The 24,055-nt window shown below is 69.3% G+C and carries 22 protein-coding genes; 11 read left to right on the top strand and 11 right to left on the bottom strand.

Annotated elements, in window-relative coordinates:
• The first annotated feature begins 40 nt into the window (after positions 1–40).
• Complete coding sequence (locus tag ACIQK7_RS09205) at positions 41–1,600, top strand: DUF5671 domain-containing protein (protein ID WP_403024041.1); 1,560 nt, start codon at positions 41–43, stop codon at positions 1,598–1,600.
• Between the two features lie 9 nt (positions 1,601–1,609).
• Here the strand turns inward: ACIQK7_RS09205 and ACIQK7_RS09200 are convergent, their stop codons facing one another.
• The gene (locus ACIQK7_RS09200) at positions 1,610–2,851 is read right to left on the bottom strand and encodes a CpaE family protein (protein ID WP_403023635.1); all 1,242 of its coding nucleotides are present in this window, start codon (positions 2,849–2,851) and stop codon (positions 1,610–1,612) included.
• A gap of 1 nt (position 2,852) precedes the next feature.
• Complete coding sequence (locus ACIQK7_RS09195; protein WP_403023633.1) at positions 2,853–3,488, bottom strand: hypothetical protein; 636 nt, start codon at positions 3,486–3,488, stop codon at positions 2,853–2,855.
• A gap of 114 nt (positions 3,489–3,602) precedes the next feature.
• Here ACIQK7_RS09195 and ACIQK7_RS09190 point away from each other — a divergent pair, with 114 nt between their 5' ends.
• Entirely contained in the window at positions 3,603–3,881 is a 279-nt protein-coding gene (locus tag ACIQK7_RS09190) for a helix-turn-helix domain-containing protein (protein ID WP_403023631.1), read from the top strand.
• 7 nt (positions 3,882–3,888) lie between these two features.
• On the opposite strand, the gene ACIQK7_RS09185 is transcribed toward ACIQK7_RS09190, so the two are convergent.
• A complete protein-coding gene (locus tag ACIQK7_RS09185) occupies positions 3,889–4,488 on the bottom strand; it encodes a hypothetical protein (protein ID WP_403023628.1) in 600 nt (199 codons plus the stop codon).
• A 182-nt stretch (positions 4,489–4,670) separates the two neighbouring features.
• Here ACIQK7_RS09185 and ACIQK7_RS09180 point away from each other — a divergent pair, with 182 nt between their 5' ends.
• Positions 4,671–5,165, top strand: coding sequence for an Rv3235 family protein (locus ACIQK7_RS09180; RefSeq protein ID WP_403023626.1), 495 nt, complete (start codon positions 4,671–4,673; stop codon positions 5,163–5,165).
• Positions 5,166–5,171: 6 nt separating this feature from the next.
• Here the strand turns inward: ACIQK7_RS09180 and ACIQK7_RS09175 are convergent, their stop codons facing one another.
• The 7 genes from ACIQK7_RS09175 to mtrA all read right to left on the bottom strand — a co-directional run bounded on the left by ACIQK7_RS09175 (position 5,172) and on the right by mtrA (position 14,486).
• Positions 5,172–5,735: a hypothetical protein gene (locus tag ACIQK7_RS09175; RefSeq protein WP_403023623.1), complete on the bottom strand. Its 564-nt coding sequence runs from the start codon at positions 5,733–5,735 to the stop codon at positions 5,172–5,174.
• A gap of 176 nt (positions 5,736–5,911) precedes the next feature.
• On the bottom strand, positions 5,912–8,734 hold the full coding sequence (secA, locus tag ACIQK7_RS09170; protein ID WP_403023621.1) for a preprotein translocase subunit SecA: 2,823 nt from the start codon (positions 8,732–8,734) through the stop codon (positions 5,912–5,914).
• Positions 8,735–8,904: 170 nt separating this feature from the next.
• On the bottom strand, positions 8,905–9,588 hold the full coding sequence (gene hpf, locus ACIQK7_RS09165) for a ribosome hibernation-promoting factor, HPF/YfiA family (RefSeq protein WP_403023619.1): 684 nt from the start codon (positions 9,586–9,588) through the stop codon (positions 8,905–8,907).
• A 105-nt stretch (positions 9,589–9,693) separates the two neighbouring features.
• On the bottom strand, positions 9,694–10,422 hold the full coding sequence (locus tag ACIQK7_RS09160; RefSeq protein ID WP_403023616.1) for a ComF family protein: 729 nt from the start codon (positions 10,420–10,422) through the stop codon (positions 9,694–9,696).
• Between the two features lie 90 nt (positions 10,423–10,512).
• Positions 10,513–12,198 (bottom strand): LpqB family beta-propeller domain-containing protein, encoded by a 1,686-nt coding sequence (locus ACIQK7_RS09155; RefSeq protein ID WP_403023613.1) that lies wholly within the window; start codon positions 12,196–12,198, stop codon positions 10,513–10,515.
• Entirely contained in the window at positions 12,191–13,819 is a 1,629-nt protein-coding gene (mtrB, locus tag ACIQK7_RS09150) for an MtrAB system histidine kinase MtrB (protein WP_403023610.1), read from the bottom strand. Before mtrB ends, ACIQK7_RS09155 begins: the two co-directional genes overlap by 8 nt.
• Positions 13,806–14,486: an MtrAB system response regulator MtrA gene (mtrA, locus tag ACIQK7_RS09145; protein ID WP_403023607.1), complete on the bottom strand. Its 681-nt coding sequence runs from the start codon at positions 14,484–14,486 to the stop codon at positions 13,806–13,808. Before mtrA ends, mtrB begins: the two co-directional genes overlap by 14 nt.
• Positions 14,487–14,604: 118 nt before the next feature.
• Between mtrA and ACIQK7_RS09140 the strand changes: the two genes are divergently transcribed.
• The 8 genes from ACIQK7_RS09140 to ACIQK7_RS09105 all read left to right on the top strand — a co-directional run bounded on the left by ACIQK7_RS09140 (position 14,605) and on the right by ACIQK7_RS09105 (position 23,018).
• Complete coding sequence (locus ACIQK7_RS09140) at positions 14,605–15,804, top strand: hypothetical protein (RefSeq protein WP_403023604.1); 1,200 nt, start codon at positions 14,605–14,607, stop codon at positions 15,802–15,804.
• Positions 15,801–16,451: a DUF4129 domain-containing protein gene (locus ACIQK7_RS09135; protein WP_403023601.1), complete on the top strand. Its 651-nt coding sequence runs from the start codon at positions 15,801–15,803 to the stop codon at positions 16,449–16,451. The genes ACIQK7_RS09140 and ACIQK7_RS09135 overlap by 4 nt, the downstream gene beginning before the upstream one ends.
• Complete coding sequence (locus tag ACIQK7_RS09130; protein WP_403023598.1) at positions 16,448–17,623, top strand: DUF4350 domain-containing protein; 1,176 nt, start codon at positions 16,448–16,450, stop codon at positions 17,621–17,623. Before ACIQK7_RS09135 ends, ACIQK7_RS09130 begins: the two co-directional genes overlap by 4 nt.
• A 35-nt stretch (positions 17,624–17,658) precedes the next feature.
• Positions 17,659–18,654 carry an AAA family ATPase gene (locus tag ACIQK7_RS09125; protein ID WP_403023595.1) on the top strand — a complete coding sequence of 332 codons (996 nt, stop codon included), beginning with the start codon at positions 17,659–17,661 and terminating at the stop codon, positions 18,652–18,654.
• A gap of 34 nt (positions 18,655–18,688) precedes the next feature.
• Positions 18,689–20,029 (top strand): DUF58 domain-containing protein, encoded by a 1,341-nt coding sequence (locus tag ACIQK7_RS09120; RefSeq protein WP_403023592.1) that lies wholly within the window; start codon positions 18,689–18,691, stop codon positions 20,027–20,029.
• Positions 20,030–20,077: 48 nt separating this feature from the next.
• Positions 20,078–21,535 (top strand): sensor histidine kinase, encoded by a 1,458-nt coding sequence (locus ACIQK7_RS09115; RefSeq protein ID WP_403023590.1) that lies wholly within the window; start codon positions 20,078–20,080, stop codon positions 21,533–21,535.
• Entirely contained in the window at positions 21,536–22,213 is a 678-nt protein-coding gene (locus ACIQK7_RS09110) for a response regulator transcription factor (protein WP_403023587.1), read from the top strand.
• Positions 22,214–22,757: 544 nt separating this feature from the next.
• Positions 22,758–23,018, top strand: a complete 261-nt coding sequence (locus tag ACIQK7_RS09105; protein ID WP_403023584.1) for a hypothetical protein — start codon at positions 22,758–22,760, stop codon at positions 23,016–23,018.
• Positions 23,019–23,045: 27 nt separating this feature from the next.
• Here ACIQK7_RS09105 and ACIQK7_RS09100 read toward each other — a convergent pair whose 3' ends face one another.
• Positions 23,046–24,041 carry a stage II sporulation protein M gene (locus ACIQK7_RS09100; protein WP_403024038.1) on the bottom strand — a complete coding sequence of 332 codons (996 nt, stop codon included), beginning with the start codon at positions 24,039–24,041 and terminating at the stop codon, positions 23,046–23,048.
• Positions 24,042–24,055: the final 14 nt, after the last annotated feature.

Below are 24,055 nucleotides of genomic sequence, written 5' to 3'. Positions count from 1 at the left end.
GCGCGCACCGGGAGGCATCCACACGCTGCGTCGCGTGATCATGTTGGCGCTCCTTGCGATCCTCGTCAGCGTCGCGGCATCGGGAATCACAGGCCTGCTCCACCTCGTACTCGAAAGCGGACGGGTGATCGACGACACGGGCTCGCGTCTCGCGCAGTCCGTCGCATCCGTCGTCGTCGCCGGGCCGCTCGGTGCGATCGTCTACTGGCTGACACGCCGATGGCTGGCGACCTTCAACGATCGGGGCTCGGTGCTGTGGCCCGTCTACCTTGCCGCGTTCGGCACGACCGCACTCCTCATCGGCATCTTCGCACTCATCTCCGCCGCGGCTGACGGCATCGCGGGACGCTGGTCGCCCTCCTCGCTCGCACTCGGCCTCGTCTGGACCGCCATCTGGGCCTGGCACGCGTGGATGTGGCAGACCCCCTCGCACGCGCCGCGCCGGCTGGCCGACGTCGCCCCCGCCCTGGGAGTGCTCGTCGGCATCGGTGTCGCGATCGCGGGCGGCATCGGCGTGCTTTCGGTGCTCTTTTCCACGGCGCTCGCCTCCCCGGAATCAGCCCTTGTCGGCGCGGACCGCTGGTGGATCCCGCTTCTGCAACAACTCACGTGGGCGCTCGCCGGTGCTTCGGTGTGGTGGTGGCACTGGCGCCAGCGGGGCGTCGACCGTTCGAGCGCGCCGTTTGTGCGCTTCGTGCTCGTCGTCATCGCCGGGCTGATCGCCGTCGGCGTCACCATCGGCGGGTGTGCGAGCGCCATCTACAGCGGGACGGCACTCGTGCTGCACCTCGACAGCGTCGGCGTCCTGCTCGACCAACTCGCCACCTCGCTCGGTGCAGCCAGCATCGGCGCTCTCGTGTGGGCGGCGCACCGCGCACCCGTGCGCGAGCAGCCCGAGCGCGTCGGCTGGTCGGTGCGCCTGGTCGCATCGGGGGTCGCGCTCATCGCCGCGGCATCCGGTCTCGGCGTCGTCGTCAACGCCCTCCTCGCGAGCACCGTCGACACCGTGGCGGGCGACAGCCGCTCGCTCCTTGTCGGCGGTCTCTCGACCCTTGTCGTGGGCGCTGTCGCCTGGGTCGTGCTCTGGCGGCCGCAGGACGCCATTCCTGCCGAACCGGGAGCGGGGTGGAACAGCTTCGCTGGCCGGCGCGCGTACCTCGTCGTCATCTTCGGCGCGAGCGCCGTCACTGCCGTCGTTACCCTCCTCGTGATCGCCTACGGGGTGCTTGAGTCGATCCTCGGGGTGCCGTGGTCCGGCAGTATCGTCGAGTCGATCCGCGCACCCCTCGGCCTCCTCACGGCGACGGCGCTCGTGGCGATCTACCACTACCTCGTGTGGCGGCGAACGCCCGCGACCCCGTCGACCGACCCGCGACATCCCGTCACCCGGGTCACCCTCGTCGCATCTGGCGTGACGGATGCCCTCGTCGCGACGCTTCGGGACCAGGCGGGTGCCAGCGTGACCGTGTGGCCAACGCACGATGCGCGACCAGCACCGGATGTCACGGCGATCGTGCGCGCGCTACAGGACGAGACCGCGTCACATGTCCTGGTCATCGCGCGTGCCGAAGGAGTCGAGACGATCCCCCTGGCGGAGTGAACTGGCCGACTAGATCGGCGTCGGCTGTGCTTTCGCTCGTCGGGGACGACCGCGCCGTGCCCGCTTCGCGGCACCCGGCGGAAGGATGCGCTCGTTCACGAGCGTCGTGATGGCCGCGCGCGCCGGGGACTTGACCGCGACGTCATAGAGCGTGGCCCCCTCCAGGACGGCGGCGTCGAAGGCCGCCTGGTCATGGGGGATCATGACGGGGGCGACGATACCGCCGAAGCGTTCGAGGGACTGCGCCACCTGGCGGGCCGGCGACGCTCCCACGACTGCGGCCCGCAATCGGTTCATGACGACGACCACGCGCTCGGTGACGATCGTCTCCAGCAGATCGACGTGTGCGCGCAGGAAACGCGAGAGCCCGACGGGATCTGCCGAGCCGACGGCGACCACCTGGTCCGCGGCCCGAAGCGCCTCGATCGTCGCGGCATTCCGTCGTGGCGCGAACATGTCGCTGCTGATCTCCTCGTCATTCTCGAGGTTGAAGCCCGTGTCGACGACTGTGTAGTCGACCCATTCGCGGCACAACTCGAGGGCGCCCTCGACGCGGCTAGCCGAGAGTTCGGGCCACCGGCTCGGCCTGCCAATGCCCGTCAGCACCCAGAAGCTGCCGTGCGAAGAGACGTAGCGCTGGGCGATGCGCTCAAGTTCGAGCTGCGTGAGCGAACCCGTGCCCGCGAGCCGGCATGCGGCGGCGAAACCGGGCGCCTCGTCGAGCAGCCCCAGCGTGGGCGCAACCGAACCGCTGTAGGTGTCGACATCCGCCAGCGCGACCGTGTGACCGGCCGAGGCGAGCTCTGCGGCGATATTGATCGCGAGACTCGTGCGGCCCGGCGACCCCGCAGGACCCCACACGGCAATGACCCTGCCGCGGTCGCCAGCAGGTGCGAGCGGCGCGGATGCCTTGAGCGGGTTCGCAAGCAACACCGCTTCGATCACGGGCCAGGTCGCTCCGTCTTCGACGACCTCGTGCAGGCCAACCGTGATGGCATTCCTGCGGCCGGCATCCGTGTCGTTGATCGCGACAACGCGCACACCGGCGCGGTCTGCCTCGGTGAGCAGGCGCGCGGTGAGGTAGCGCTCGGCCGACGACACGACGACGAACTCCGCCGAGGACGGATCGAGCATGGAGGCAAGTTCACCCGCGCTCGCACATCGCGCGACGACGTCGTGCCCATGGTCTCGCGCGTCATCCACGAGCACGCTCTCGAGGTTGTGTGGGAGCGCGAAGGCAAGCCGGGCCATGTCAGCGCTCCAAGGGAATGACGGCTGGCACGAGCGAGAGGAAGTCCCCCGCCGCCTTCGCCTGCAGGAGCCGCGCGACGCGGTCTCGCGGTACGACGAGTTCGACGCTCGACACGGCTGCACCGGCAACCATGCTCTCCTCGCTCAAGATCGCCACGACGGTGGCCTCAGAGGCGACGATGCCGGGCGTCTCGCTCTCCTCGCCCGTCGCCCAGACATCCACCGCCGTGCCCGCACCGACGGATCGCGGCAGGTCGCCGCTCACCGAGACGACGAGGGACGCCCAGTCCGTGCTCTTCGCCTGCCCGACCGCGCTCGCGGGCACCAGTTCGCCAGCGCTGATCGTGCGCGTGACGACGATCTCGCCGTCCGGCATGCGCGACGGGGTGAGGTAGTGCTCGATCGCGGCGCCCAGGCGCACCTCGGTCTCGACCAGGTCATCGACCGTGACCACGTCTCCGATCGCGAGCGCAGACCCCGCCGCATACGCGGTGTCCGTGCGATCGGCAGCGCCAACCAACATGACGACCCCGGCGACGGATGCGACGACGAGCGCGATGCCGACGGCCAGGCGTGGATCGAACCAGCGCGGCCGCGACGGCCGTCTGGCCTGGTCGCTGGCACTCAGTGGACTCATGCGTCTCCTTTGTTCTGAGCAACGTGCGAACCCATCGTGCGGCGGGACCGCCGCGCACGAGTGAAGTTATCCACAAGGACCCATCTCGCAGGGGTGCGGGCGCATAATCGATCTATGAATGGCTCCGGAGCGCACGAGGCAGCGCCGCTCGGTCGGTTCCTCACGATCGCCGACATCGCTGAGACCCTCAACATCTCGGCGAGCCAGGCGTACGGCCTGGTGCGTTCTGGGGAGCTTCCTGCCATCAAGGTCGGGGCCGCAGGGCATTGGCGCGTCGAACGCACTGTGCTGGAGTCATACATCGACGCGAAGTACGAGGAGAACCGCAGGCACGGGCTCTGGAACCAGTCCGAGTTCGCCGATATCCCGGAACTCTCGATCGGCCCGCGCTGATCCGGCGCTAGCCCGTGCGCACCATTTCGACGACCGTGAGCGGGATGACCCGGTAGTACGAGACCGACGACTCCCTGCGCGGGATGCCGGCATCGTGCACCGCGAGGTCGAGGTGGTCGCGACCCACCCTGTCGACCGTCCCGTGCGCAGTCCCTCCCGCGGTGAATGAGACTGTGACAGCCGAGCGGCGCCGACAGAGGTCTCGCAGCACGTAGCCGAGGCCGAGCCGCGCTGAGAGACCTTCCCCTTCCGCCGTGGCCGCGCGCGCGGAAGGCACGATGCTGTTCGACACCTGTGCCCTCGTGAGCGCGACACCCTGCAGCGCGGTGAATGGCACGATCGCGTGGTGACGAGCGGCACCAACCGTGGCGAGCTCGCCCGAGATCCAGTCCCGGCCCAGGGTCGCCGGCGTCAGGTCGGCCGTCTGCCCGGAGACGAGGAGAAGTCGCACGGCGGCGCCTTCATGGACGAGGGCCGAGAGCCTCTCCCGAAGCGAGAGCCGCGCGAGCCGCAGTCGTTCCTCCTCGACGAGGAGGTCTGCTTCGTCGGCCCTCAGTCCACCCTCCAGCTGGCTCTCCAAGTCATCGAAGAGGTTGTCCCAGCGCATGCAGTGACGCTAGGGCCAGGCGGAGCCCCCGAGCCGGAGTTTTCCACAGCCCCGAATCGGGGGCGTGGACTATTTCTCACTTGTCTGCTTGAGTCTCTCCGTACCCCCGAACGGGGGTAGACCGCATCCGACATACCCCCATGAGTCGCCGCCGGGCGACGAAGCCCGACGGAGCCCCCCCCATGACGCAAGCCATGCACGCAGCCGCGATGAACGAACCCGCCGCTCGGGCGACGCCGAGACTCCGCGCCACGACCGAGCGCCTGCCAAGCAAGGTCATCAGGGCTCCCTTCGAGCCGGAGAGCTTCTTCGGCCACCAGCCGACGGCATCCGCCGCTCTCCCCGACCCGCGGCCCCTGCTCGAAAACCTCACCCGCTGCGTCGTCGAGATCCTCGCCGGCGCGAGAGACCTCCAGCAGATCGCCCGCTGGGTGACGGATGACGTCTACCGCAACCTCCTGAAGCGCGTCGTGCTCTCCGACCGCGCACGCAGGGCACGCGGCCAGCAGGTCACCCGTCCCACCTTCACGATCGGCACCGTCGTGACCGATGAACCGCGAGACGGCGTCGTCGAGGCGACCGTCATCGTGCATGGACGCGCGCGCAGCAGGGCGGTCGCGATCCGTCTGGAGGGGCTCGATTCACGCTGGCGCGCCACCGCGATCAACGTGCTCTGAGGCGCGTCAGGCGGCGATGTCGTAGCGGTAGGAGTAGCCGATGATGCCGCCCTCGGGAGTGAACGAGAGCTGGTAGTCGACGTGCGCCTCGACGGCTGAGGCCGCATCCTGCGCCCGGTAGCTCGCATCCGCCTCCAGTACGACGAGGAGCGAGCGCGGGCCCGCCTTGCCGCCCTGCGCCGTGACCCTTGTGACCGTCACACGAATGTCGGATGCTCGGGGCGCACCATCCCGCACGAGCGGAGGCAGGCGGTCGTGGAGCACGACGCCGTCCGACGGCGTGAAGTCAACGAAGCGGTAGGGCGTCGCGGCATACCAGTCATCCACCGTGCCGTTCTGCTGCGTGTCGAGGATCGGTGAGTCGAGCACCTCCTCGATGAGGAACGTCACGGCCGTCTTCTGCGCTGCGTGTGCCTCCTGCCGCGTGAAGGCCCACGTCTCGAGCGCATCCAGCCGGAAGCGCTCCTCATCGAGCTGCATCGCGGGCGAATCGGGCGAGGGGGATACAGCGCAGTAGCTACCGAGTGCGTCAGTGGTGATCTCCCGCGCGACGACATCAGCGCTTCCCAACGGTTTGCCGATTGGACACGCCGCCTGCGGAGTGGGCGACGGCGTCGGCGACTCCGGGCGCGGCTGCGCGGCAGGAGCCGCACTGCACGACGCACATAGCAGGATCAACACGAGTGCGGCCCCGCCCGAGGCTGGTGCTCGGAACGGGGCCGCACGGCGGGGCAGCGTGGTGCCCTCTACTTCTTCTTGCCCTGGGCGCGCCGTTGAGCACGGTTGACGGGAGGCGTGCTCGACGCCTGCGTCTGCCCGAAGGCGCCGCGCTGCGCCGGCTGCGCAGGGGTGCCGGCCGCTGCGGCGGCACGCGGCGCGGTCGCGACCGACTGCTGGGCACGCTGGCGAGCCGTCGAGGCGGCGTCGACCTGCCCGCGCTCGTTGCGCACCTCGACCTCGCCCGAGCTGTCGGCACTGGGAGCCGAATACTTGAGTCCCTGCACGGGCGGTGTGCCTGCGCTGAGCCCCTTGGCGGCGACGACGGGAGCCGAGGCGGTCGCGCCCGACTGCGTGACCTCGACCTCGAGGTTGAAGAGGAACCCGACGGATTCCTCGCGGATCTGGTCCATCATCGTCTGGAAGAGCGCGAAACCCTCCCGCTGGTACTCGACGAGCGGGTCGCGCTGGGCCATCGCGCGCAGGCCGATGCCGTCCTTGAGATAGTCCATCTCATAGAGGTGGTCCCGCCAGCGGCGGTCGATGACGGAGAGCACGACGCGACGCTCGAGTTCCCGCATGGCGGGCGAACCGAGCGACTCCTCGCGCTTCTGGTAGGCGAGCTTGGCATCCGAGAGGATCTCGCCGAGCAGGAGGTCGTGCGTGACCTTGCCGCGCGTGCCCGCCTCCTCGATGACCTCGTCGGGCGTGATCGAGATGGGGAACAGCGGCCGCAGCTCAGTCCAGAGCGCGTCGAGGTCCCAGTCGTCGGCGTGGCCCTCGGCCGTGTGCACATTGACGATGTCGGTGATGACGTCTTCAAGGAAGCGCTGGGCGCGCTCATGCAGGTCGTCACCCTCCAGGATGCGCCGGCGGTCGTTGTAGATCGCCTCGCGCTGGCGGTTGAGCACGTCGTCATACTTGAGCACGTTCTTGCGGATCTCGGCGTTGCGCCCCTCGACCTGCGCCTGCGCACTGCGGATCGCCTTGCTGACAAGCTTCGACTCGATCGCGATGTCGTCGGGCACATTGCCGCGCCCCATGAGCGACTCGGCGGCCTGCGAGTTGAACAGGCGCATGAGGTCGTCGGTCAGCGACAGGTAGAAGCGGCTCTCGCCGGGGTCGCCCTGACGGCCGGAACGACCGCGAAGCTGGTTGTCGATGCGACGCGACTCATGGCGCTCTGTGCCGAGCACGTAGAGACCGCCGACCTCGATGACCTTGTCGGCCTCCGACTTGACCTCGGCGCTGACCCGCTCGTAGACCTCATCCCACGCCGCCTCGTACTCCTCCGGCGTGTCGACGGGGCTGAGGCCGCGCTTGTTCATCTCCGCGACAGCGAGGAACTCGGCGTTGCCACCGAGCATGATGTCGGTGCCTCGGCCGGCCATGTTGGTCGCGACGGTGACCGATCCGAGCCGACCCGCCTGCGCGACGATCGCAGCCTCACGTGCGTGGTTCTTGGCGTTGAGCACCTCATGCTTGACGCCGCGCTTGGCGAGCAGCTTGGAGAGGTATTCGCTCTTCTCGACGCTCGTCGTGCCGACGAGCACGGGCTGGCCCTTCTTGTGCCGCTCGACGATGTCTTCAGCGACCTGCTCGAACTTGACCTGCTCGTTCTTGTAGACGAGGTCGGGCTGGTCGATGCGCAGCATGGGCTTGTTGGTCGGGATCGCGACGACGCCGAGCTTGTAGGTGCTCATGAACTCGGCGGCCTCGGTCTCGGCCGTTCCGGTCATGCCCGAGAGCTTGCTGTAGAGGCGGAAGTAGTTCTGCAGCGTGATCGTGGCGAGGGTCTGGTTCTCGGCCTTGACCGCGACGCCCTCCTTGGCCTCGATCGCCTGGTGGATGCCCTCGTTGTAGCGGCGGCCCATCAGGATGCGGCCCGTGTGCTCGTCGACGATGAGCACCTCGCCGTTCATGACGACGTAGTCCTTGTCCTTCTTGAAGAGCGCGGCAGCCTTGATGGAGTTGTTGAGGAACGAGATCAGGGGCGTGTTGGCCGACTCGTAGAGGTTGTCGATGCCGAGGTAGTCCTCGACCTTCTCGATGCCGGGCTCGAGCACGCCGACGGTGCGCTTCTTCTCGTCGACCTCGTAGTCGACACCGGGCACGAGTCGCTTGGCCAAGCCGGCGAACTCCGTGAACCAGCGGTTGGCCTCGCCCGAGGAGGGGCCGGAGATGATGAGCGGCGTGCGGGCCTCGTCGATCAGGATCGAGTCGACTTCGTCGACGACCGCGAAGTGGTGGCCGCGCTGCACCATGTCGGATGCCTGCCACGCCATGTTGTCGCGCAGGTAGTCGAAGCCGAACTCGTTGTTGGTGCCGTAGGTGATGTCGGCCTCGTACTGCTCACGCCGCACGGCGGGAGTCTGGCCGGACACGATGCATCCGGTGGTCATGCCGAGCGCGCGGAAGATGCGGCCCATGAGCTCCGACTGGTAGCTCGCCAGGTAGTCGTTGACCGTGATGACGTGAACGCCGCGCGAGGGGATGGCATTGAGGTAGGCGGCGAGGGTCGCCACGAGGGTCTTGCCCTCACCGGTCTTCATCTCGGCGATGTTGCCGAGATGGAGCGCCGCACCACCCATGAGCTGCACGTCGAAGTGACGCATGCCGAGCGTGCGCACTGCCGCCTCACGAACCGCGGCGAAGGCCTCCGGCAGCAGGTCATCGAGGGACTCGCCATTGCCATAGCGGGTGCGTAGCTCGGTCGTCTCGTTGCGGAGCTCGTCGTCGGTGAGCTCCTTGAAGTCGGCTTCAAGATCATTGACCGCGGCGGCATACCGCTGCAGCCTGCGCATCGTGCGTCCCTCGCCGACGCGCAGGACGCGCTCTAGAACATTAGCCACGGATCTGCTCCTCAGGATTGTGTCGGGTTGTGCCAGCGGCCCCGAGCCGGCTCCCTCGCCGGCTGATGGCGCGCACGCACAGCACCGTTAACCGTAGCAATCCTAGTCGTCACGATTCTGGGGACGACACGGGCGGGCATCCGTGTATCGGATGCCCGCCCGTCCATCACTCAGGCGCGTGCGCGCCGCTTGCCCCGCACCTCCGTCGCCTCTGCCTCCTCCTCAAGGGAGATGACGCCGTAGTCCCAGCCCTTGCGCCGGTACACGACGCTCGGCCGGTCGGTCTCCGCATCCACGAAGAGGTAGAAGTCGTGGCCGACCAGCTCCATGTGGTCGACCGCCTCGTCGACCTTCATGGTGACCGAGGGGAACACCTTGCGGCGGATGACGACGGGGCTCCAATCGTCATCGCCCGGCTCCGGCTCGGCCGCCACGGGCACGGATCCCGTCGTGACCTTCTCGATCACCTCGGGACTCGCGGGGGTGATGTCGATGACATTGAATCCCGCAGCGGACGCTTCCTGCAGTGAGGTGGGGCGGTGCTGGCCGCGGTGCACCTTGCGGCGATCCTTCGCGCGGCGAACCTGCTCGAGGATCTTGCCGAGCGCGACATCGAAGGCAACGTACTTGTCCGAGCCTGACGCCTCGGCCCGCACGAGCGGTCCAGGCCCGATGATCATGAGCTCGACCCTGTCGTCGCCGGGCTGCCCATTCCTGTCGCTGTGGCGGCTGACCTTGATCTCGAAGTCCATCGCCTTGGGCAGCAGAGTGGAAACCTTCTCCGCCTTCTCCGTCGCGTATTCACGGAAACGATCCGTGATCCCCACATTGCGTCCGTTGATGGAAATTTCCATGGCATCCTCCCGGTTCTGTGGCGACGCACCGACCGCGAACCAGGCGATCAAGCGCGCCTCTTTCACACACCGTAGCCCCGGGGCGCTGTGGAAGTCACGAGAACATCACGACGGGGGTCGATTCTCAGGATGTCGCAGCGGTGTCGCGGCGAGCGCGGCGGCGCCGATGACCGCACCGCCCGCCTCCCGCACGGCGCGGGCCGCCTCGAGCAGAGTGGCTCCCGAGGTCACGACATCGTCGATGAGCAGCACGTCGACCCCGTGCAGCGGATGCCGCGCCTGGAGCGTCCCGCGTGCGTTGCGCAGCCGCTCCTCGACCCCCAGAAGCTTCTGCGTTCTCGCAGGGCCGACGCGACGCAGGAGGGGCGGCACGTGATGTCCCGTGAAGCGTCTCGCGAGCATCCGCACGGGGTCATAGCCGCGTGCCCGCGCTGACGCCGTTCCCTGCGGCACGGGGCAGAGCACGATGCCGCTCGCGCTCGGGACGCGATCGCGATGATCGTCGAGGGCCACCTCGGCGGCACGACCGAACGGCACGGCGAGCGCCCGTGCAACGTCGGTGCGACCCTGCTCCTTGAAGGCGAGGAGCGCGTTGCGCACCGTGCTCTCGTAGGCCACGGCCGCAACGGTGTCGAACGGTGGAGGCGACGACGGATGCTCGTTGCTGGACGCCCCCAGTCGCCCGCGAATGAGGGGCCCGTCGAGTGTCGTGCGACACTCCGGGCACAGCGCGCGGTCAGGCACCCCGCAACCGGCGCACGTGACCGGCAGCAGCACAGCGAGCGCGTCCAGCGCAGCCATGCGCGCGAGGTCGACGAGCGTTCGATCTGGCACTGCGCCAGCCTGCCGCGACCGCGACCCGTGCGAGACTTCCGGCCCAGCCAGTGGGGACTGCGGCCACGATCACGCCCTGTGAGGGGACGCTCAGCGCTGCACCGCGAGCACGTCTGCCGTGATCTGCGTCGTCTGCCAGCCGCTCGGCCGGCGAGCGGAGAGCAAGCCCTCCGCGCCGAGCACACGCAGTCCGGCCTCGCCGTTGCCGCCGACGATCTGCACAGCATCATCGGGCGCACCGAGCGATTCGCTGCTGCCGCCCACCTGGTGTGCGACGACCGAGACGTCGGCACCGGTCGCGGTCAGTGTGGCGACCGTCGTGCCGTCGATCCAGGCAAGGTCGCGGGCATCCGTGCCTGGCACCGTCGTGTCGATGACCGGCACCCCGAGAGCGGTCGGCACATTCGAACCCCCCGTGCCGCGCACGATGGCCGAGACGAGGAGGCGCGGACCCGCCGGGGTCGCAAGGAGGATCGCGATGCGGGCACCGTCGCGGGAGACCTCCATGCCGGCGACGCGGGCATCCGCCGGCAGATTGCTCGTGACCTCGTGCACGGTGCCGTCGAAGGCGAGCGCTCGGAGCGCTGTGGGGGCGGCGGCGGGCACGCTCCACACGTAGCCATAGCCGTCGAGGCCGGGCGCGACGAGGCCGGGCCGGGTGTCGAGCAGCACGGGTGCTGAGTTGCGGCGGACCACAGCGACGCCATCCTGGTGCAACACCGCGGCCGTGCCGCCTCCTCGCGCGAGCGTCACGGCGCGCGGCGACAGCGCTTCGACCTGCTCGCTGAGCCCGTCGATCGGCGAGATCTGCCCGTTGGCCGAGTAACCGAATTTCCCGTCGTCGAGCACGAGCGGCCGGTTGTCGACCTGGTAGCGGGGTTGCGGCATCCCGGGCGAGGGGTCTGGAATGTCGAAAAAGCTGCCCTCGACCGAGATGTTGACGGCCGTGACGAGGTCGAGGCTCGACTCGACCTGCAACCGCATGAGTTGGCGCTGCCCAACCGGCGCCGCGAGCGCCTCGCTCGTGAGGTCGACGGATGCGACGGAACCCTCGACCGCGACGCGCTTCGGTGAGGTCAGCTGGGTGCCGGCGGGGAACGCCGTCGTCGCGGCCCCTTCGAGCCACGCGGGTGGGCCGGCGAGGAGGGCGGACATGACGCGCGTTGCCGCCGTCGGCCCGGCCGGGAACCAGCGCAGGTCGGGAACGAGGGCGGTGCCGCCAGGGTCGACGAAGTAGAGCACGTGCTCGCTGAAGACGATGTCGAACTGGCTCTCTGAGAGCAGGATGCCGTTGGGGGCCGCGCTGATGCGCCACTCCCCCGCCTCGCGCACGAACTCGTAGTGAAGCGTCGAGGGGGCGGCGGCGAACCGTCGGTAGGAGCCGGCCGCGTCGACGGATGCGGTGGCCGAGCCGACCACGACATCCATCGTGTCCTCAGAGGCCGCGACATAGTTGAGGCTGCCGGAGTGCACGAGCACGCTCTCGCGTGGCTCCCACTCGTTGACGAAGCCGGAAGAGAGGAATTGTCGCGCGATGTCGTAGTTGCCTGAGCCCCTGAACGCACTGATGAAGCCGCGCAGGATTTGCTCCATGTTGTCGCCCTCTGCCGGGCCCTCGACGATGTACTCGGCACCGCCGGGATCCTGCTGGCTCACCTCGGAGCCCGTCACGACGTCGCCACTCGACGGGATGCCGCTGCAGGCCGCGAGCGGGATGACCATGCCGAGGAGGGCGAGGGCCGCCGCGAGCCGACGCCGGGAGCCGCGCTCACGCATCCGTCTCACCGCCCTCGGGAAGGTCGATGTCTTCGGGAAGCTCGACCGGCGACTCGCCGAGCGGCTCACCCTGGTGGCGCGGGAGCGTGAGCCGGAAGCAGGTTCCCTCGCCGGGTCGTGACCAGGCGTCGAGCTGCCCGCCGTGGAGTGCCGCGTCCTCCTGGGCGATCGCGAGGCCCAGCCCCGTGCCGCCGATCGTGCGCTTGCGCGACGGGTCTGCCCGCCAGAATCGGTCGAAGACACGCGCGAGCTGCGCCTCCGACATCCCGACGCCGTGGTCGCGGACCGTGAGGCCAATCGCCGTCTCGTTGCTGTCGACCGTGACCACGATGGGCCGCCCCTCGCCGTGCTCCACCGCGTTGCCGAGCAGGTTGCGCAGGATGCGACGGATGCGACGGGGGTCGAGCTCCGCCTCGACATGCCCGCCCGGTGCGACGACCGTGATGTCGGAACCATGCTCCTCCGCGATGGGGCTCATGGTTTCGGCGACCTCCTCCGCGAGGCGCACGAGGTTGGTGGGCTCGAGTTCGATTTCGACCGCGCCAGCGTCATAGCGACTGATCTCGAGGAGGTCGGCGAGAAGGAGCTCGAAGCGCTGGACCTGCGTGTGGAGCAGTTCCGCCGTGCGCGCGGTCGTGGGGCTGAAATCGGCCCGCTGGTCGTAGAGCACGTCGCCCGCGAGGCGGATGGTCGTGAGGGGGGTGCGCAACTCGTGGGAGACGTCGGAGACGAATCGCTGCTGCATCCGGGACACCTCGGCGAGCCGCGTGATCTTCTGCTGGAGGCTGTCTGCCATGCCGTTGAACGACCTCGCGAGGGTCGCGATGACGTCTTCGCCCCGCTCGGGGATGCGCTCCTCGAGCTGGCCTGCCGCGAGGCGTTCACTCGCTGCCGCGGCGAGTCGCACGGGAGCGACCACGAGCCGTACGACGATCCAGGTGACTCCCCCGATCAGCAGCACGAGCGAGGCGAGGCCGATCACGAGGGTCTGCTGCACCGAGTCCAATGTGCGCTGCGTCTCGCCGAGGTCGAAGATGAGGTAGAACTCGTAGCCTCCCGCGGAGGGCACGGTCACGAGGGAGCCGGCGATGAGCCCCGGGGTACCCTCCGGCAACTCGACCGACTGGAGGTAGACCCTGCCCGTGTCCTGCCGCACGACGCTGCGGAGGTCGCGACTCAGGATGCTCGACTCGAAGCCCCGGCTGACGGTCGACGGCATCGTGAACTGGGTGCTCTGCCCCGGCGCCCGCAGCATCGCGAAGCCCGTGCTGCCGGGGCTCGTCGTGGACGAGAGGATGCGGTTGCGCACGTCGCGACTGAGTTCATCGAAGTCCACGCGCCCGGCCTCGTCGGCCGCGAGCGCGCTCGCGAAGTAGTCCTGCGCGAGCAGGGTGGCCCGTGCGTGCTCCGCCTCGACCTGATCCTTGCGGGAGTTGAAGAGGTTGCCCGCGATCACGGTGGACATATAGGTGCCGATGACCATGACGGCGAGCCCCGAGAGCACGACCGTGATCGCGACGGTGCGGAACTGCAGAGATGACCGCCACGTGCTCAGGACGGCGCCCCGCAGCATCCGCCACTGCATTGCCGGCAGTGACGCGGAGGTCTCAGCGGCCGGCACCGGCCCGGTATCCGACCCCTCGCACTGTCGTCACGATCGACGGGTTGTCTGGGTCGAGTTCCACCTTCGCGCGGAGGCGCTGCACGTGTACGTTCACGAGGCGCGTGTCGGCCTTGTAGTGGTAGCCCCAGACCTGCTCGAGCAGCATCTCGCGCGTGAAGACCTGCTGCGGCTTGAGCGCGAGGGCGAGGAGCAGTTCGAACTCGAGGGGGGTCAGGTTGATGGCGGTGTCGCCCCGGCGCACCTCGTGCCCGGCGACATCGATCGTCAGGTCGCCGATGCGCAGCACGTCGCTCGTCGACTCCGGCGAGGGTCGCAGGCGCGTGCGGATGCGCGCCACGAGTTCCTTCGGGTTGAAGGGCTTGACGACGTAGTCGTCGGCTCCGCTCTCGAGCCCGCGCACGACATCCGTCGTATCCGACTTGGCGGTCAGCATGATGATGGGCGTGCCCGACTCGGCGCGAATCTCGGCGCACACCTCGATGCCGTCCTTGCCGGGCAACATGAGGTCGAGGAGCACGAGGTCGGGTCGGGAGGAGCGGAAGGCCTCGAGGGCACCGGCACCATCGGCGCAGAAGGTCGGCGTGAAGCCCTCGGACTGCAGGACGATGCCGATCATCTCTGCGAGCGCGGTGTCATCGTCAACCACCAGGATGCGAGCGTTCATCGTCCCGTCTCAGTGTCGGCACCCCATATTTCACGGGATGGTGAGGCTTTCGCACAAGAGTAGTCGAGTATGCCAGCATGATTGCGGAAGGCTGCGGCACACATTCGAGGGGGTCATGGTGAGCGGAGACAGCGGCGACGCCGGTGGGCACGCGACGACCTCCTGGCAGCCGCCCGTCGAGCCGCTCGGGCAGGCTCAGCCGCAGTATGGGCAACCTTCCGCGCCGGCCGCGTCGAACACGGCCTGGACGAAGCCCTCCCAGCCGGGCCTTGTGCCCCTCCGTCCCATGACATTGGGCACGCTGCTCAGCGCCTCCTTCCGGGCGGTGCGGCGCAACCCGCGCCCGCTCCTCGGCCTCGCGCTCAGCACCCAGTTCCTCGTCGTGCTGCTCTCCGCCGGCGTGTTGGTCGCCTCACTCTTCCTCTCCGCCATGCGCCTCGAGACGGTCAGCGCCGAAAACGCCGCCGAGATCGAGGCCGGCACGATCCTCGCCCTCGTGCTCTCCACCTTCGTGCCGGGCCTCGTGGGCGTCGCGGTCGTGGCCTTCCTGCAGGGCGTCGTCGTGCTCGACGTGTCGCGCGCGGTGCTCGGTGAGAAGCTCACCCTTCGGCGGCTCTGGCGGCGCGGGCGCGGGCGGTTCTGGGCGCTCATCGGCTGGACGCTGCTGATCTTCGGCGCGGTCAGCGTCGTGCTCACGGTCATCGCAGCGATCGCCGTGCTCTTCGCCGTCACGATGGGAGCAGTCGGTGTTGCCCTCGCGGTCGCTGTCGCCGTGCTCTGCGGGCTCGGACTGCTCGTGGTCGCCGTCTGGCTCGGCACCAAGCTCTCGCTCGTCCCCAGCGCCCTCATGGTCGAACGGCTGCGACTGAGAGCTGCGATCGCCCGCTCGTGGCGGCTCACCGACCGCTACTTCTGGCGCACCTTCGGCGTGCAGGCACTCGTCGCCGTCATCCTCAGCGTCGCGATGCAGATCGTCATGACGCCCATCTCGTTCCTGTTGCCGATGCTCGTCTTCATCATCGACCCCAACGGCACCAACGAAGACCTCGTGTTGAGCGTGTTCCTCGGCAGCTATGTCGTCATCATGGCCCTCACGACCGTGCTCACTGCCTTCGCGACGGTCGTGCAGTCGGCGACGAACGGGCTCATCTACATTGACCTCCGGATGCGCAAGGAGGGCCTCGAACTCGATCTCTCGCGCTTCGTCGAGGAGCGCGAGGCGGGGGCGACCAGCCTCGACGACCCATACCTGCCGCAGCGGGCGGCGCCGCAGGGCGCGGCGTGGAGCGCGACGCCGACAGGGTCTCCCTGGCAATGACGGTGCCCGTCGACCCGGACGCGCCGGAGGCCAGGGAGTGGCTGATTCGCGAGCTCTCGAAGCGTGAATACGCGGAGGCACAACCGAACTGGTTCGATCGGCTCGCCTCGGCGCTCTGGGAGTGGCTGAGTTCCCTTCGCTTCGAGCCGGGCGCCGGCGGGCAGGGCCTCGGCGTGCTGCTCGTCGTGCTGCTGCTCGTCGCGCTCCTCGTCGCGGCCTTCTTCATCTTCGGGCGGCCCGCGCTCTCGCGGCGCAGCCGGGTCACGGGCGAGCTCTTCGGCGACGACGACGCGCGTGACGCAGCCGCAATGCGTCGCGCCGCGGAGCGCAGCGCGAGCGCGGGCCTGTGGAATGACGCGGTGACCGACATGTTCCGCGCGATCGCCCGAGGCCTCGCGGAGCGCACCGTCGTGACGACCCTGCCTGGCACGACCGCGCAGGACTTCGCGGAGCGGGCGAGCCGCGCGTTCCCCGAGCACCGCACGGCCCTCACCGCCTCGGCCGACGACTTCGACTCGGTCAGATATCTGGAGAGGGATGCCACGCGCTCGGAGTATGAGCGCGTCGCAGCCCTCGAATCGGCACTCCGAACCGCGCGCCCCAGGCTGGACGCGGTCGGCGCAGGCTCCGAAGGGAGCCGCTCGTGACGGCCTCCCCCTCGAGCGTTGCCACGCCGACGGTGCGGGCGACCGCCCGCCGCTGGGTCTACTGGGTCATTTTCGCGGTGGCCGCGATCACGCTCGCACTGGTCGCGTTCATCGGCGCGGGTGCCGGCCGTCCCCTCGGCGTGCCGCTCGACCCACAGGGCCCGGGGCCGGCAGGGGCGAAGGCGCTCGTCGAGGTGCTGCGCGACCGCGGCGTCACCGTGACCCTCACGGAGTCGATGGCCGACACCCGCGAGGCCGCGGAGGCGGATGCCACCACCCTCGTGCTGCATGACCGCGCCGGAATCCTCGATGCGGATGCAGCGGCATCCGTTGCTCGCCTCGCCGAACACCTCGTCGTGATCGACCCCACCTACGACGTGCTGTCTGGCCTTGCCCCGGAGGTCGCCCATGCGGGCGCCGTCGAGGGCGTGCTCGATGCGGACTGCTCGCTCGCCCCTGTGCAGCGCGCCGAGCGCGTCCTCGGCGACGGGCAGGGCTACCGGCACATCGGGGACTCGCAGGACGTGACCACGTGCCTCGACAGCGGCGACTCGATCGCATCGCTCGTTCAAGTGCGCGAGGGCGGCCGCACCGTGAGTGTCATCGGCACGACGGCGGCCTTCTCCAACGAGCGCATCGCCGAGCACGGAAATGCGGCCCTCGCGCTCGGACTGCTCGGCGAGCATCCGAACCTCGTCTGGTATGTGCCCGGGCTGGGTGACATCTCAGGGGATGCGCCAGACATCGCGGAGCTCACGCCGCCGTGGATCACGCCCGTTGCCGTGCTGCTCATCCTCGTCGTCGTGGCCGCGGGGGTTGCCCAGGGTCGGCGACTCGGGCCGCTCGTGGTCGAACGGCTGCCCGTCACCGTGCGGGCGACCGAGACGATGGAGGGTCGCGCCCGGCTCTACCAGCGATCATCCGCCCGCCTGCGCGCGCTCGATGCGCTCCGCGTCGGCACAGTGCAGCGGCTCGCGGGCATGGTGAAACTGCCCGCCTCGGCCCCCGTCGAGCAGGTCGCCGACCTCGTGGCGGCACTCGTGGGCCAGGCACCCCAGAACGTGAGAGCGCTGCTCGTCGGCACGATCCCCCACAGCGACCGGGAACTGATCGAACTCTCCGACCGCCTGCTCGAACTTGAGCGCGCCGTGGCGGAAGCCACGAGACCCTGACCTGACCACGACCATCCGAGAAGGAGCATCGCCAGATGACCAACGAGACCAGTGCAGCCCCGGCCGCGCACGCAGCAGCACCCGCCAGCCCGCGTGACGACTTCGCGCGTGTGCGCTCCGAGGTCGGCAAGGCGGTCGTCGGGCAAGACGGCGCCGTCACAGGACTCATCATCGCGCTGCTCGCGGGCGGGCACGTGCTGCTCGAGGGCGTGCCGGGCGTTGCCAAGACCCTCCTCGTGCGCACCCTCAGCCGCACCCTCGCGCTCGACACGAAGCGCATCCAGTTCACGCCCGACCTCATGCCTGGCGACGTGACGGGCTCACTCATCTACGACGCCAAGTCGGGGGACTTCGACTTCAGGGAGGGGCCCGTCTTCACGAACCTCCTGCTCGCGGACGAGATCAACCGCACCCCTCCCAAGACGCAGTCGGCACTCCTCGAGGCGATGGAGGAACGGCAGGTCAGCGTCGACGGCCGGACCCTCCCCCTGCCCTCGCCCTTCCTCGTCGCCGCGACCATGAACCCCGTCGAGTACGAGGGCACGTACACGCTGCCGGAGGCGCAACTCGACCGCTTCCTGCTCAAGCTCGTGCTCGACGTGCCCGAACGGGACAACGAGATCGAGGTGCTCGCGCGCAGTGCCGCCGGCTTCAGCCCCCGCGACCTCTCCTCCGCGGGTGTCACGGCAGTGCTGACGCCGGAACGGCTCATCGCCGCGCAGCGGGAGGTGGCAACCGTCGGCGCCACGAGCGATGTGATCTCCTACATCGTCGACCTTGCGCGGGGCACGCGCGAGAGCCCCTCAGTCAAGCTCGGCGTGAGCCCGCGAGGCACGACGGCACTCCTCGGCGCCGCCAAGGCGTGGGCCTGGCTGAGCGGTTTCGACGCCATCACGCCCGACCACGTGCAGGCCATGGTGCTGCCCGTCTGGCGACACCGCCTCCAGCTGCGTCCCGAGGCGGAGCTCGAGGGCGTGACAGCAGACTCGATCCTCCGTGCCGTGCTGCAGCAGGTGCGGGTGCCCATCTGATGCGCACGGCTTCGCAGGCGGGGGCGGCACCCTGATGGCGATCTCCTGGCGTCTCGCCGCCCTCCTCGCCCTCGGTGCTCTCCCCGTCATCATGGTGCCGATCGTCACCGGCGGTGCCGTGAGCCCGACGGCGACAATGCTCGCCTGGATCGCCCTCGTGCTCTCGCTCGCCGCACTGGACATCGCAGTCGCTGGCTCGCCCCGAGCCGTGCGCATCAAACGCGAGCTGCCCGACCGCGTGCGACTCGGGGAGCCCGCCACCGCGACACTGCTGCTGACGAATCACGGGAGCCGCAGCATCCGTGCCCTCGTGCGTGACGGCTGGGAGCCCTCGGCGGGCGCACAGCCGAGTCGCCACCGGCTCGTCGTGCCCGCGGGTGAACGCCGCGCGGTCACGATGACCCTCACACCCTTCAGGCGCGGTGAGCGGCGCAGCCACCACGTGACGGTGCGCTCCTTCGGGCCGCTCGGGATCGCGGCACGACAGGCCACCCTGGCCGAGCCTGCCGCCATCCGCGTGCTCCCGCCCTTCGCTTCGCGCCGGCACCTGCCCTCGCGCCTCGCCCGCCTGCGCGAACTCGACGGGCGCACGAGCATCATGATCCGCGGCCAGGGCTCCGAGTTCGACTCGCTGCGCGACTACGTGCGCGGCGACGATGTGCGCTCGATCGACTGGCGTGCCACGGCACGCCGGCGGGACCCAGCGACCGGCACGGGACAGCGCGTCGTCGTGCGCACCTGGCGACCGGAACGTGACCGTCGCATCGTCATCGTGATCGACAGCGGCCGCACATCCGCTGCGCGCATCGACAATGAGCTCCGCATCGACACGGCCTTCGAGTCGTCGCTGCTGCTCGCGGCCCTCGCCTCGCGCGCGGGCGACCGCATCGACACCGTCATCTATGACCGGAGGGTGCGCGCCCGAGTGCAGGGAACGACGGGCAGCGAGCTCCTCGCGCGCATGGTCACCGCGATGGCGCCCGTCGATCCGGAGCTCATCGAGATGGACTGGACCGCGGTGCCCGCGCTCGTCACCTCCGTGACGAACCGACAGGCGCTCGTCGTGCTCATGACGTCGATCGACTCACCCGGCAACTCGCGGGCCCTCCTGGGCGTGCTCCCCCAGCTCACCCAACGCCACCGGGTGCTCGTGTGCTCCGTGACCGACCCGACGGTGAAGGAGGCCTCGCGCGAGCGCCAGGATCGCGACAGCGTCTTCAGGGCGGCCGCGGCTGAGCGGGCAATGCTCGACACGGCACGGGTCTCGGCGGCAATCCGCAGGCTGGGCGGCGACGTCGTCACGGGCACACCGCAGGAACTGCCTCCAGCCGTCGCCGACCGCTATCTCGCGCTCAAGGCGGCTGGCCGACTGTAACCGCAAGGAGCCCTGCAGAACACCACGTATGCCCCCCATAATGGGCACGTGAGCTTGCATCGGGTTGTCGACGCACTGCGATCCGTGCGCTCCCGCATCCTGACCTCGATCCTGCTCGTGACGGCCCTCGGCATGACGGTCGCGGGCAGCACCGCCTACCTGCTCCAGCGGGAGCGGGTCGTCTCGAGCATCGACGACCGGCTCACGCAGACAGTCGAGGGGCTCCAGTTCATCGCTGACGGCGGCGAGGCGGGGCAGGACAGCCCCACCACCGTCATCGACTTCCTGACGCAGGCAATGCAGCGCGTGCTCCCCGCCCACAACGAGAGCACCGTCGGCATCGTCGACGGCCGGGCCGCGCTCGTGCCGTCGTCGGACCTGTCGTTCAGGCTCGACCGGGATGAGGAGTTCATCGAGCGTGTCGTCGCCGAGTCACACCCCGAGCGGGTCGTGCTTGGAACAGTGCGCTCAGAACCGGGCACGCTCCGCTACGCGATCATCCCCATCACGATCGACGGCGACGCCACCTCCGGGCTCTACGTCAGTGCCTACAATCTCGATGCTGAGCTGCGCCCCATCACACAGGCGTTCCGCACCTACGCGGTCGTCGCCGCGACCATGCTCCTCCTCGTCGGCCTCGTCGGCTGGATGGTCGCCGGCCGGCTCCTGCGCCCCATCCGCTCGCTCCGCGAGACCGCCAACAGCATCACCGACACCGATCTCTCGCGGCGCATCACGGTGGTCGGCCGCGACGATGTGAGTGATCTCGCCCGCACCGTCAACGGCATGCTCGAGCGACTTGAGGCCGGCTTCCTCAGCCAGCGCCGCCTGCTCGACGATGTCGGCCACGAGCTCAAGACGCCGCTCACGATCATGCGGGGGCACCTCGAACTGCTCGACCCAGAGCATCCGGAAGGCCTCGGGGCCACGCGGGCAATCGCGATCGAAGAACTCGACCGCCTCACGACGCTCGTGGGCGACATCGCGCTGCTCGCGAAGAGCCGCGTGCCCGGCTTCGTCAACGCCGACGAGGTGGCGGTCGCCGAGCTGACCGCCACGGTGTTCGCGAAGGCACGGATGCTGTCGGGAGCGCACGAATGGGCGCTCACCGCCCGCGCCGACGCGAGGGCGGAACTCGACAGCCGCCGCGTGACCCAGGCGTGGCTGCAGCTCGCCGAGAACGCCGCCAAGTACTCACCCGCGGGCACCGCCATCGAGATCGGAAGCGCGACATCCGCCGACGACGAGGGCCGCGCGACCGTCGACCTCTGGGTGCGCGACTACGGCCCCGGAATCGACCCGGAACAGCTCGACCGGGTGTTCGAGCGCTTCACTCGTGTCGACGAGGGGCGCGGTGTCGAAGGCTCGGGGCTCGGCCTCTCGATCGTCGCGGCCATCTCCGAGGCCCACGGAGGAACGGCATTCGCCGTCAGCGGCGGGGTGGGCACCCGCGTCGTCATCCGTTTGCCGCGTGACTCGCGGCGTCCCAGGGGAAGGAAGAACTGAATGGCACGCATCCTCGTGGCCGAAGATGAGGACCGCATCTCGTCCTTCGTCGAGAAGGGGCTGCGCGCGGCCGGGTTCGGTGTCTCGATCGAACGCGACGGGCCCGGGGCCCTCACGGCCGCACGCACGGGACAGTTCGACCTCATGGTGCTCGACATCGGCCTGCCGGGCTACGACGGCTTCGACGTGCTGCAGCAGCTGCGCGCCGAGGGCAACTCGATGGCCGTCATCATCCTCACGGCACGGGACTCAGCGCAGGATGCCGTCGCCGGCTTCGAGGGCGGCGCCAACGACTACGTCTCCAAACCCTTCCGCTTCGACGAGCTGCTCGCCCGCGTGCGCGTGCGGCTGCAGGACACCCAGACGGATGCGCCCCGCAAGGACAACCTGAGCTTCGTCGACCTCGAACTCGACCTCAAGACACGGCGAGTGCGCTCCGGCGGCGTCGAGGTCGACCTCTCTGCCCGGGAGTTCGCGCTTCTTGAGGAGTTCATGCTGCACCCCGAGCAGGTGCTGAGCCGGGAGCAACTGCTCAGTCGCGTGTGGGGTTTCGACTTCGACCCGGGGTCGAACGTCGTGGATGTCTACGTTCGCTACCTGCGGCAGAAGATCGGTCGCCATCGCCTTGAGACGGTGCGCGGCATGGGCTACCGGCTGACGAGCCGCCAGCCCGGCTAGAACGCCCTCGTCAGGGGCTTATGAGAATCGGGGCCGGTGATCCCGAACCACCGGCCCCGGACGCAGCAGCCACCCCGTGGGATGCCGCGCCATGGCGGCGGCTACCAGCGGCCTCCGCCACGATCGTGCCCGCCGTGTCCATGCCCGCCGGGCCCGTGCCGGTCCCGGCCATCGCCCCCCGTGCGGGCCTCCCCGGCGATCGTCCCCACGATCTTCGTGACCGCGACGGTCGCCGTCGCCGTGGCCCCCATCCCGTCGGTCACCATGCCAGGGCGCTTGCTCGTGCTTGCCGCGCGACTCGCGTAGCTCAATAGACGGGGACGCGGGCGGCGGCGCGGGAGCCCGTCGGGCATCGCCGCCATCTGCGGGCTGCGGAAGGGCCTGTTGCCGGGCATCCGTCGGGGTCGGTGCCGCAGGAGGAACCCGCACCGGCCCATTGTCTGAAGTGGGCGGTGCCGGTGCAGGGCCGGGCGCCGGGAGCGGGGTTGTCGACGGGGCCTCCTGCTCGTCCGAGGCGACGGCGGGGTGCGGGAATCGCTTGGTCTTGTCGACGCGGGCGATCTCCTCCGACGCCCCGCGCACGCCGTCGATCCCCACGACCTCCGAGGGCCTCGTGGGCGTGTTCCCCGAGACCGCCGCGACGCCGCCGACGATGAGGCAGGTGCTCAGCATCGCGCCGCCGACGATGGTCAGGGTCTTGTCCTGGGACTGCACAGGGGTTCCTCTCGCGCCGTCGCGTCGGGTCGGGTGTGCGTGGCGTTCCATGCTCGCGGCCGCGAATGAGAACTACAGCGTCGCCAGATGAGAGAACTCTCATCTTTGAGCGGGGTGTTCAGCCCGCGACGAGTTGGCGGGCTCCCGCCTCGAACTCGTCGAGGTCGCCCGTCTGCCCCGCACGGTGGGCACGCCCGCCCACGATCCATTGGTAGCCGAGCACGACGGCGAGCACGAGGGTGCCGATGCCGATCTTGATGGCCCACGGCCAATCCAGACGGGTGATGTAGCCCTCGACGATTCCCGAGAGCAGCAGCGCAATGGTGACGCCGACCGCCGCCGTCATGAGGGCCCTCCCCTCCTGCGCGAGCGCCGCCCCGCGCGTGCGGGCGCCGGGGGCGACCCACGACCAGAAGATCTTCAGTCCCGCCGCCGCCGCGAGGAAGATCGCGTACAACTCAAGCTGGCCGTGCGGCGCGATGTAGAGGAAGAAGGTGTCGAGCTCGCCCTGCTCCGCCATGACCGCCGCCGCGAAGCCGAGGCTCTGCGCATTCGCGATGATGAGGTAGGGCACATAGACGCCGAGGATGCCAAAGGCGATGCACTGCACCGCGATCCACGCATTGTTCGTCCAGACGAGGCCGGCGAACGACGACGACGCGTACTCGGAGTAGTAGTCGACGAAGTCCTCCTCGGCATACCGCCGGCGGAACTCCTCCGTACCGAAGGCCGGCAGCACGCCGGGCGTCTCGAGCGCCCACCATGCGAAGAACACGCCGATCAGCACGGTCGCGGCCGTCACCGCGAGCGAGAGCCAGCGGATGCGGTAGAGCGCCGCCGGCAACTGCGCGCCGAAGAAGGTGGGCAGCTGGCGGAGCACATTGTTGCTCGCCCCCGTGAAACGCAGGCGCGCCCGCGACAGCGCCACCGACAGTCGATCCGCCTGCACGGACGACCCTGCGGAAGTGCGCATGGCCGAGAGGTGGGTTGCGCCCGACTGGTAACCCTCGATGAGCGCATCCGCCTCGGGCCCCGAGAATCGACGTTTCGCACCGAGGCGGGTGAGCTCGTCCCACTCGTCGCGGTGCGCTGCGGCATAGGCGTCGATATCCATCTGCTTAGATACTG

The organism is Salinibacterium sp. GXW1014 (genome assembly GCF_044769865.1).
Taxonomy (GTDB): domain Bacteria; phylum Actinomycetota; class Actinomycetes; order Actinomycetales; family Microbacteriaceae; genus Homoserinimonas.
This window is presented reverse-complemented; position numbering and strand designations above follow the sequence as displayed.

Bases quoted from the DNA above. Each gene is read 5' to 3' on its own strand.
- ACIQK7_RS09135 (WP_403023601.1), top strand. From the start codon at position 15,801: ATGACGGTGCCCGTCGACCCGGACGCGCCGGAGGCCAGGGAGTGGCTG.
- mtrA (WP_403023607.1), bottom strand. From the start codon at position 14,486: ATGAACGCTCGCATCCTGGTGGTTGACGATGACACCGCGCTCGCAGAG.
- ACIQK7_RS09205 (WP_403024041.1), top strand. From the start codon at position 41: ATGTTGGCGCTCCTTGCGATCCTCGTCAGCGTCGCGGCATCGGGAATC.
- ACIQK7_RS09185 (WP_403023628.1), bottom strand. From the start codon at position 4,488: ATGCGCTGGGACAACCTCTTCGATGACTTGGAGAGCCAGCTGGAGGGT.
- ACIQK7_RS09120 (WP_403023592.1), top strand. From the start codon at position 18,689: ATGGCGATCTCCTGGCGTCTCGCCGCCCTCCTCGCCCTCGGTGCTCTC.
- ACIQK7_RS09125 (WP_403023595.1), top strand. From the start codon at position 17,659: ATGACCAACGAGACCAGTGCAGCCCCGGCCGCGCACGCAGCAGCACCC.
- ACIQK7_RS09190 (WP_403023631.1), top strand. From the start codon at position 3,603: ATGAATGGCTCCGGAGCGCACGAGGCAGCGCCGCTCGGTCGGTTCCTC.
- ACIQK7_RS09200 (WP_403023635.1), bottom strand. From the start codon at position 2,851: ATGGCCCGGCTTGCCTTCGCGCTCCCACACAACCTCGAGAGCGTGCTC.
- ACIQK7_RS09110 (WP_403023587.1), top strand. From the start codon at position 21,536: ATGGCACGCATCCTCGTGGCCGAAGATGAGGACCGCATCTCGTCCTTC.
- ACIQK7_RS09155 (WP_403023613.1), bottom strand. From the start codon at position 12,198: ATGCGTGAGCGCGGCTCCCGGCGTCGGCTCGCGGCGGCCCTCGCCCTC.
- ACIQK7_RS09180 (WP_403023626.1), top strand. From the start codon at position 4,671: ATGACGCAAGCCATGCACGCAGCCGCGATGAACGAACCCGCCGCTCGG.
- ACIQK7_RS09195 (WP_403023633.1), bottom strand. From the start codon at position 3,488: ATGAGTCCACTGAGTGCCAGCGACCAGGCCAGACGGCCGTCGCGGCCG.
- ACIQK7_RS09100 (WP_403024038.1), bottom strand. From the start codon at position 24,041: ATGGATATCGACGCCTATGCCGCAGCGCACCGCGACGAGTGGGACGAG.
- hpf (WP_403023619.1), bottom strand. From the start codon at position 9,588: ATGGAAATTTCCATCAACGGACGCAATGTGGGGATCACGGATCGTTTC.